The 8,382-nt window shown below is 72.6% G+C and carries 8 protein-coding genes and 2 tRNA genes; 8 read left to right on the top strand and 2 right to left on the bottom strand.

Annotated features, from left to right (window positions below):
- Positions 1-231 precede the first annotated feature (231 nt).
- The 3 genes from FHS39_RS06165 to FHS39_RS06155 all read left to right on the top strand — a co-directional run bounded on the left by FHS39_RS06165 (position 232) and on the right by FHS39_RS06155 (position 1,480).
- A complete protein-coding gene (locus FHS39_RS06165; RefSeq protein ID WP_425507741.1) occupies positions 232-600 on the top strand; it encodes a hypothetical protein in 369 nt (122 codons plus the stop codon).
- Positions 601-735: 135 nt separating this feature from the next.
- The gene (locus tag FHS39_RS06160; protein WP_184347067.1) at positions 736-1,350 is read left to right on the top strand and encodes a bifunctional DNA primase/polymerase; all 615 of its coding nucleotides are present in this window, start codon (positions 736-738) and stop codon (positions 1,348-1,350) included.
- A 56-nt stretch (positions 1,351-1,406) separates the two neighbouring features.
- Positions 1,407-1,480, top strand: a tRNA-Lys gene (locus FHS39_RS06155).
- A gap of 70 nt (positions 1,481-1,550) precedes the next feature.
- Here FHS39_RS06155 and FHS39_RS06150 read toward each other — a convergent pair.
- Positions 1,551-2,789: a M6 family metalloprotease domain-containing protein gene (locus FHS39_RS06150; RefSeq protein ID WP_184348673.1), complete on the bottom strand. Its 1,239-nt coding sequence runs from the start codon at positions 2,787-2,789 to the stop codon at positions 1,551-1,553.
- Positions 2,790-3,217: 428 nt separating this feature from the next.
- On the opposite strand from FHS39_RS06150, the gene FHS39_RS06145 reads away from it, so the two are divergent.
- Entirely contained in the window at positions 3,218-4,978 is a 1,761-nt protein-coding gene (locus FHS39_RS06145) for a putative bifunctional diguanylate cyclase/phosphodiesterase (RefSeq protein ID WP_184347065.1), read from the top strand.
- A 31-nt stretch (positions 4,979-5,009) separates the two neighbouring features.
- On the opposite strand, the gene FHS39_RS06140 is transcribed toward FHS39_RS06145, so the two are convergent.
- Complete coding sequence (locus tag FHS39_RS06140; RefSeq protein WP_184347063.1) at positions 5,010-6,101, bottom strand: MsnO8 family LLM class oxidoreductase; 1,092 nt, start codon at positions 6,099-6,101, stop codon at positions 5,010-5,012.
- Between the two features lie 253 nt (positions 6,102-6,354).
- Between FHS39_RS06140 and FHS39_RS06135 the strand changes: the two genes are divergently transcribed.
- From FHS39_RS06135 to FHS39_RS06120, 4 genes are all read left to right on the top strand, one after another.
- Complete coding sequence (locus FHS39_RS06135; RefSeq protein WP_184347061.1) at positions 6,355-7,116, top strand: IclR family transcriptional regulator domain-containing protein; 762 nt, start codon at positions 6,355-6,357, stop codon at positions 7,114-7,116.
- Between the two features lie 74 nt (positions 7,117-7,190).
- A tRNA-Lys gene (locus FHS39_RS06130) sits at positions 7,191-7,264 on the top strand.
- A 147-nt stretch (positions 7,265-7,411) separates the two neighbouring features.
- On the top strand, positions 7,412-7,897 hold the full coding sequence (locus tag FHS39_RS06125) for a hypothetical protein (RefSeq protein ID WP_246469974.1): 486 nt from the start codon (positions 7,412-7,414) through the stop codon (positions 7,895-7,897).
- A 64-nt stretch (positions 7,898-7,961) separates the two neighbouring features.
- On the top strand, positions 7,962-8,360 hold the full coding sequence (locus FHS39_RS06120) for a hypothetical protein (protein WP_184347059.1): 399 nt from the start codon (positions 7,962-7,964) through the stop codon (positions 8,358-8,360).
- Positions 8,361-8,382: the final 22 nt, after the last annotated feature.

Here is an 8,382-nt window from a genome sequence, read left to right as displayed (position 1 = left end):
CCGGAGGCGGCCAATGGATACAGCCCGGACGGCTGGGAGGCGAACCACGCGGTCCTGTCCCACTTGGGCGAGCACCGGGTGGCGTGGCGGCCGTGACGCGCGGTCGTGGGCTTCCGCACCCCGGCGCATGTTCAGGGTCCGGTGCACCCCGGCGTGTGTTCGGGGTCCGGGGGCGCACTTGCGCGCGGCAGGACAATGGATGACGGTGCAGACGATCCTGGAGGTATGTACATGTGCGAGCCGAAGCAGGCTCCCGGCGCGCAGGACAGCGGTCCGCGGCGCCTGAAGCCCGCGCAGCTGCTCTTCGAGCCACCCGAGGCCGTCGCCGATCCGGAGCACTTCTTCGACCTCGAATCGATCGAGGACCCGCGTGAGCTGCTGGCCCGCTCGACCGAGCTGGCGCTGGCCTTCCGTGCTGCCGCGGACCGGGCGACCGAGTACCAGGCGGTGGCGGCGGCCCAGCTCGCCGATCCCCGGCGCTTCGACAGACTGCCCACGGCAGTGATCGCGGCCCGCGCCGAGTGGAGCGAGGACTACACGAAGAAGATGGTCGAGTTCGGCCGCGACCTGCTGCGCGGCAGCAGTACCCCGGTCGACTGACCCGGACGGCCCATGGTCCCCGATCATGGGCCGTTGGCATATGCGGCGGGGCAAAGTAGCGCACCGCACCCGGCCCTGTCCCGAATTCCGGGAAGTACCCCGAGTGGCCCCCGCCCCGCCTCCGACCATAGGGGCATGAGCACCCGGCTGTACGATCCGCACCCCGCCCCGCACACCCACACCGCCGCCTGCGTCACCCCCGCCGGGGCCGACTGGCTCGCCTCGGCCAGCCGCTTCCCCCGCAGCGTGCAGGCCCTGTGGTCCGACAACCCCACGGCCTGCCTTGTCCTGCCCTGCGGCAGCGCGTTCGACGTGATCAGCGCCCCCACGCTGTTCGGCCGCCGGATGCTGGACCGCTTGTGGTCCGCGGGCCCCGGCTCCGGCCCGGTCGCCGCCCAGCGCGGCCGGCTGCTGGTCTTCGCCGCCCCCGGCACCGCCCAGCGGCTGCCCGCACTGCTCGGCTGGGAGGAGTGGGCGGGCCGCGGCGAGGACCTGCCCCCGCTGCTGTGCCACGGCGTGGGCGACGCCGTGACCGTCCCCGCGCTATGCCCGCCCGGCGAGAGCGAGCCCTCCCCGCCCCCCACCCGCTGGCTGGTCGCCCCGGCGGCCCGCCACCCCTGGCTCCCCGGCCCGGACGTGCTGCTGTGGGCCTGCGTACGCGCCTCCCGAACTGGAAGGGCAGATTCCGCCCAGAATGGGGCCCCTGTCCCGGTCCGTGCGCCCGGCCTACCCCTGCTCACGCCCGGCTGAAACATGCGGATTTTCTTTCCACCGGATCAGGGTGCTAAAGTCTTCCACGTCAGCAGGCGCCGCTAGCTCAGTTGGTTAGAGCAGCTGACTCTTAATCAGCGGGTCCGGGGTTCGAGTCCCTGGCGGCGCACAGACAGACAAAGGCCCTCACCGATCGGTGAGGGCCTTTGTCGTATGCCCGGCACCCCCGGGGACGGGAGCTAATCCCGGCCCACCCGTACGGTCCACGCCCCGCTCGCCGTGTGCGCCCGTACAGACACCTCCACTCCGTCCGGCTGCACCTTCAAGGACTCTCCCGCGCCCAGCGGCGCGTCCGCGAGCGGCGGGTAGACCGACTCTCCCCAGCAGGCGCGCCCGTTCGGATGCCCGTCCAGCACCTGCACCGGCCCGCTGCCCGAGGCCGTGTCGCTGCGCACCCGGTAGACCAGCACCCCCTCGGTGCAGGTGGCGGAGTCGTTGCCGGACGCACTGCGCGCCTCGATGGCGATCGCGCTGGTCGCGCCCGTACGCACCACCACCAGCCGGGTGCGGCCGTCCGAGCCCGGCTGCATCGGGGCCTCGATCGGCTGCAGCGTGTGCAGGGTGCTGCCGCGCGCGGTGACGCAGTCCACTTGCCGCCCGGCCAGCCAGCCCAGCTTCCACTTGTGCCAGCCGAAGGGGTCCGAGGCCAGCCCGAACTGGCTGCCCATGAGGTCCCAGTCGCCGACATGGGTGTCCCAGTCGCCCTTGCCGTCCGTGGGCCGGTGGTAGAGGTCGGGCAGGTCCAGGACGTGCCCAGTCTCGTGGGCGAGCACGTTGCGGTCCGGCGGATGGTGCTCGAAGACGGTCACGACGCGGCGCAGCAGGCTGCCGTCGACCTCGATGGGCTCTTCGAGGTTGACGACCTTGGTCGCGTCGGAGTCGACGCCCGGGGCATCGGGGTCGGCGACGAGGTAGACGAGGCTGTAGCGGCTGAAGTCGACCTCGGCGTCGGCCGCCGCGATGGCGTCCCGCAGATAGGCCGAGCGCTGATCGCCGTCCCAGTCGCGCTGTATGTGGTACGCGGAGGAGGCCTGCGGCATCTGGAACCAGTGCTTGACCGGATGGACGCTCAGCTTGAACCGCCCGTAGGAGGCCCGCTCGAAGAACCGGGAGGTGCCGGGGAAGTGGTCGGCCGCGAGCCGGTCGGGGGTGACGACGGGCCGGGAGTCGGGGAAGGACAGGAAGACCATCACGGCGTCGAGCCGGCCGGTGGGGCGGGGGTAGTCCGGGTTCCAGGTGTCGAGGCCCTCGGAGTGATGGGCGTCGCTGCGCGGCAGCGCACAGGGGCCGCCGGGGCCGACGGCGTGCGCCGGTGTCACGATCATGGTGGCGGCGATGGCGCAGAGGCTGGTGATCACGGCTCCCGCACGGCGCAGCCGGGACCGGTCCGCTCGGCGGCGCGGCCGGTCCACTCCCATGGGTGTCTGCGGACGCACCACGTCGACCTCCGGGGACGGAATCGGGAGACCTCACCCACCCTCTTGTTATTTGCGGTGTTATGCCCTGTTTCACTACCCCAGTCGAGTGACTAAGCCGACTTCTGGGTACATCACACTCGGTCACGAATGGTCAATCGACAAGTCGCAGCCATACAGCCTCAGGCGTGAGCGTGCATGGACGCGCAGGGACAGACAGAAACGGTCGGGCCCAACCCGGCGGCTCCACTGGTCGCGGCCGGGCCGCTGGAACGGTCCCTGCGCGGGCTCTATGCTCGCCACACTTCCAGCACGGAATCCCCCTACAGGCGGCCATTTGCCGCTATTCCGACCACGCGTACGAGACATACGAACCCCGCACGGGACCCGTGCGGACCCCATGCGGAACCAATGCCACGCGGGAGCGAGCGTTGAGCGGAACACTCGACGGCCAGGGCGGCGCCCCCGGTTCGACGCCGCCAGTCGTCACGCAACGTCACGTCACTTCGAAGGAATTCCGCGCTGCCTTCCGAGCCGCGCACCTCGGCATGGCCGTCGTCGGCCGCGACGGCCTCGTACGCACCGCCAATGACGCTCTCGGCGCCCTGCTGGGCACCGACCCCGCCCGGCTCCAGGACTCCTCCGCCGCCGATCTCACCGGACTGCGCGAGGACGCGCGGACCTGGCTCGCCTACCGCGAGGTGCTGCTGGGCCGCCGCGACCGCCTGCACTGCACCCGCAGGATCAGACAGGCCGGCGGCCAGGGGGTGTGGGCCGAGGTGACCGTCACCCCGCTGCCCGAGACCCGCGACGCGCTGCTGTCGGTGGCCGACGTCAGCGACCGCCGCGATCTGCGGGCGCGCCTGCGCCACCTGCGGATGCACGACCCGGTGACCCGGCTGCCCAACCGCAGTCTGTTCTTCGAACGGCTGGCCGCGGCGCTGGCCACCGCCGAGCTGACGACGGGCCGCGGCGGCCGGATCGGGCTGTGCTACCTGGATCTGGACGGCTTCAAGGCCGTCAACGACACCCTCGGCCACCGGGCCGGCGACCGGCTGCTCGGCGCGGTGGCCCGGCGGCTGTCGGAGTGCGCGGCGCCCGACGGGCACCTGGTGGCCCGGCTCGGCGGGGACGAGTTCGCGCTGCTGGTGGAGGACTCGGCGGGCACCGAGCAGCTCGTCGACCTCGCGGCGGCCGTGCAGGCGGCGCTCGCCCGGCCGTTCGAGGTGGCCGGGCAGCGGCTGGCGGTGTCGGCCAGCATCGGCGTGGTCGAGCGCCCGGCGGCCGGGACGCACGCGACCGAGCTGATGCAGGCCGCGGACACCACGCTGTACTGGGCCAAGGCGGACGGCAAGGCCCGCTGGACCCTCTTCGACCCCGAGCGCAACGCCCACCGGATGACCCGGCAGGCCCTGTCCAACACACTGCGCCCGGCGGTCGAGCGGGAGGAGTTCGTGCTGCAGTACCAGCCGCTGGTGGGGCTCGGCGACGGCGTCGTACGGGGCGTCGAGGCGCTGGTGCGCTGGCGGCACCCGCAGTTCGGGACGCTCGCGCCGAACCGGTTCATCGGGCTGGCGGAGGAGACCGGGGCCATCGTGCCGCTCGGCCGCTGGGTGCTGGCCACCGCCTGCCGGCAGGCGCGGCGCTGGCAGCTCGACCACCCCGGCGAACCGCTCGTCGTCAGCGTCAATGTGGCGGTGCGTCAGGTGTGGGACTCCGACCTGGTGGCGGATGTGGCGTCGATCCTCGCCGAGACGGGGCTGCCGCCGCGGCTGCTCCAGCTGGAGCTCACCGAGTCGGCGGTGATGGGCTCGGCGGGCCGTCCGCTGCAACAGCTGCAGGAGCTCAGCGACATGGGCATCGCCATCGCCATCGACGACTTCGGCACGGGCTACTCCAACCTCGCCTACCTCAGCCGGCTGCCGGTCTCCACGCTCAAGCTCGACGGCTCCTTCGTGCACGGCTTCCGCGCCGACGAACACCCCAACCCGGCCGACGAGACGATCGTCGAGGCCCTGGTCCAGCTCGCCCACCGGCTGGGCCTGACGGTGACCGCGGAGTGCGTGGAGAGCGCGGAGCAGGCGGAGCGGCTGGGCCGCATCGGCTGCGACACGGGCCAGGGCTGGTTCTACTCCCGCCCGGTCCCGGCGGACCGCATCTCGGCCCTGCTGGACACGGGCGCACGGCCGTGAAGAGGCGGGGCCGCGCGGGCCCCGCCGCGCATCACCCCATCGCGTACGCGTCCGCTATCAGCTCGTAGCTGCGCAGGCGCGGCCCGGGGCTATGGGCGTTGGTGGTGAGCATCAGCTCATCCGCGCCGGTCCGCTTCACCAGGGCGTCCAGGCCCTCCCGCACCTCGTCCGGGGTGCCGTGAACGACGTTGCGGAGCCAGTCGGAGACGAATTCCCGCTCGGCCGGGGTGTAGTCGTAGGACTCGGCCTCCTCCGGGCTCGGGATCAGGCCCGGCCGTCCCGTGCGCAGCCGGAGCATGGCCAGGGCGCCGGTGAGGACCTGGCGGCGGGCCTCCTCGGCGTCGTCCGCGGCGAAGGCCTGGACGCCGATCTTCGCGTACGGGCGCTCGAGGACGGCGGAGGGCCGGAAGGAGTTCCGGTACAGCTCCAGCGCGGGCACCGTATTGGCGGCCGAGAAGTGGTGCGCGAAGGAGAACGGGAGCCCCAGCAGCCCCGCCAGCCGCGCACTGAACCCCGAGGACCCCAGCAGCCACACGGACGGCCGGTCCGCCCGCTGCACCCCGCCCGGCACCCGGCCCTGCACCGGCCCCGGCACTGCATGGATCCGGGCGTAGGGGTGCCCGTCGGGGAAGTCGTCGTCCAGGAAGCGCGTCAGCTCCGACAGTTGCTGCGGGAAGTCGTCCGCGCTCTCGGCGAGCCGGTCCTCGCGGCGCAGCGCGGCCGCGGTGGCGCCGTCCGTGCCGGGCGCCCGGCCGAGGCCGAGGTCGATGCGGCCCGGGGCGAGCGCCTCCAGCGTGCCGAACTGCTCGGCGATCACCAGCGGGGCGTGGTTGGGCAGCATCACGCCGCCCGAGCCCAGCCGGATGCGCTCGGTGTGCGCCGCCAGGTGGGCCAGGACGACGGCCGGGGAGGAGCTGGCGATGCCCGGCATCGAGTGGTGTTCGGCCACCCAGAAGCGGTGGTAGCCGAGCCGCTCGGTAAGCGCCGCGAGCTCGACCGTGGTACCGAGCGCCTGCCGCGCGGTCCGGCCGCTGCCGACCGGGGCCAGGTCCAGTACGGACAGGGCCACGGGGGCGTTGCCCCGGGGTGTCGCACGGATGGTGTCGTCCTGTGTGCCGTCCACGCCGGCCTGCCTCCCTGTTCGACGGTGCGGGGCGCGGGTGCGCGCCCCCGGGGAAGCGAACCGGAGTATCTCTCCGGTTATTCCCGGGGCGGCGCACGACCTCCGGCGTACGACGGGGGCATATGCCACGTCCCGCACGCCCCACGGCAGGGTACGGACCCCGCACGAAATCTGTTCAACCCCCTCTCCACGCAGGGCTTTTCACCTTTATCGTGGAGAGCGGCACACCCGAGGAGACCGTCAGGGGGAGACCGTGGCGCTCAGGCCCGAGCCGACCGCACCGTTCCACTCGGTGCAGTACGCGCTGCGCGTGCTGGAAACCGTCGCCAAGTACACCGGCGGCGTGAGCGAGCAACAGCTCGCCCGCGAGACCGGGCTGCCCGCGGGCCACCTCGCCCACCTGCTGCTGATGCTCCGCCGCGAGGAGTACGTCGAGCGCACCGGCGACGGCGGCTACGTCCTCGGCGACGGCCTGGCCCTGCTGGCCGTGGGCGGCGACCGCAAGAAGGCGCTGGAGCGCAAGCTGCAGCAGTCGCTGACGGCGCTGCGCGACCGGCTGGGCGCCGCCGTCTATCTGAGCAGCTACGTCGACGGCGAGATCAGGATCACCCAGTACGCGGACGGCCCACGCACCCCCAAGGTCAACGAGTGGGTCGACTTCCGCTCCGCCGCCCACGCGATGGCGATCGGCAAGTGCCTGCTCACCCAGCTCGACCACGACGACCGCCGCGACCACCTCTCCCGGCACCGGACCGCCCGCCTCACCTCCCGGACGATCACCAACGAGAAGGTGCTCTTCAGTAAGCTCGACGCCCAGCCCGCGACCGTCCCCGTCCTCGATCTCCAGGAGTACGCGGTGGGCACGGTCTGCGCCGCCGTGCCGATCACCGCCGGGCGCACGGTCGGCTCCCTGGCCCTCTCGCTCCCGGTGCGCCACGCCCACCGGCTGCGCGAGGCGGCCGACACCCTCAACCGGCACGCGGCCCCGATGCTGCTGTCGATGACCCTGCAGTAGCGGGGCGGCGGGGGCCTGCGGGGCGCGTGGTTGGGAGCACCCGTTCGGACCAGGTATATTTATCTCGTCAGCAGGCGCCGCTAGCTCAGTTGGTTAGAGCAGCTGACTCTTAATCAGCGGGTCCGGGGTTCGAGTCCCTGGCGGCGCACAGACAGACGAAGGCCCTCACCGATCGGTGAGGGCCTTCGTCGTGTTCCCGGCATCCCCGAGGGCAGCCGACCGATGACTTATGTCATCGGTGACCAGTGATAGCCGAATCTGCCCGCGCCCGGCCCCGACCAGCAGAATTCTTGCCATGGACACCGCGACGATCAACCCCACGGCAGCGACCGAGACGATGACGGCCGAGACGGCGGAGCAGGACGTGCCCCCGGCCGGTGGCACCACGGCGATCAAGCCGCTGCCCGTCTGGTTCTTCTGCTTCGAGGGCCTGATGTCCGCCACCTACGACCTGTTCAAGGCCTCCCCGCAGACCCTGTGGGTGCTCGGCGCCCTCGGCGTCGTCAACATCGTCATCTCCCTGACCGTGCTCCGCCCCCGCCTGAAGCTGGCCAAGCGGCTGTGGCGCGGCAAGAACACCCGCAAGGTCGCCATCGCGCTCCTCGCCCTCCGCCTCGGCAGCCACCTGGCGCTCAACCTGGCCGGGCTGGCTGTGGTCTCCACCGCCGGGCACATCGCCTTCGCCGTGGGGATGTGCGCCCTGACGGTGGCCATGCTCTGGTTCTGTCAGCGCACCGCCCTGCGCGCGATCGCCGCCGACGACGCGGCCGCCGGGGTCTGAGGCGGCGGCCCGTAGCATGGAGGGCCGATCCGTCACGCGCACCGGCAGAGGAAGGAGAAGGCACGTGCCGCAGCACCGCCGCCCGACGGCAGCCGCAGCGCTCCTGCTCCTCCTCTCGGTTCTCCTCGGCCCGGCCCTGTGGGGTCCGGGCCCGGCCGCGTACGCATCGGCGGGCGAGCAGGTCACTGCCGCACTCGCCCACGGCCCGGCCGGCGGAAGCCCGGCCCCCGAGGTCCGGCCGCACGCCGGCACCGCGGGCACCGGCGGCACCTGCCGCCAGCAGGACGTGCCCCTCAAGGGCGCCGAGGGCATCGTCACCCACGTCCAGACCGACCCCCTCACCGCGCCGGGCACCGCACGGACGCCGCTCCCCCAGACCCGGCTGCCCCAGGCCCTCGCGCCGAGGGCACCGCCCGTGCCCGTCGCGGGCTGCGCCGAGCTGCTCCCCGTCCTACGGATCTAGGTCCGCCCCCGTCACGGCCCGC

Origin of the sequence: Streptomyces olivoverticillatus, from assembly GCF_014203555.1 — a bacterium.
GTDB lineage: Bacteria > Actinomycetota > Actinomycetes > Streptomycetales > Streptomycetaceae > Streptomyces > Streptomyces olivoverticillatus.
Note: the sequence above shows the minus strand (reverse complement) of the source record. Positions and strands in the feature narration are given on the sequence as shown.

What these genes read in the sequence shown, in the direction of transcription:
- FHS39_RS06165 (WP_425507741.1), top strand. Translation starts at nt 232, where the DNA reads ATGTGCGAGCCGAAGCAGGCTCCCGGCGCGCAGGACAGCGGTCCGCGG.
- FHS39_RS06160 (WP_184347067.1), top strand. Translation starts at nt 736, where the DNA reads ATGAGCACCCGGCTGTACGATCCGCACCCCGCCCCGCACACCCACACC.
- FHS39_RS06150 (WP_184348673.1), bottom strand. Translation starts at nt 2,789, where the DNA reads ATGGGAGTGGACCGGCCGCGCCGCCGAGCGGACCGGTCCCGGCTGCGC.
- FHS39_RS06125 (WP_246469974.1), top strand. Translation starts at nt 7,412, where the DNA reads ATGGACACCGCGACGATCAACCCCACGGCAGCGACCGAGACGATGACG.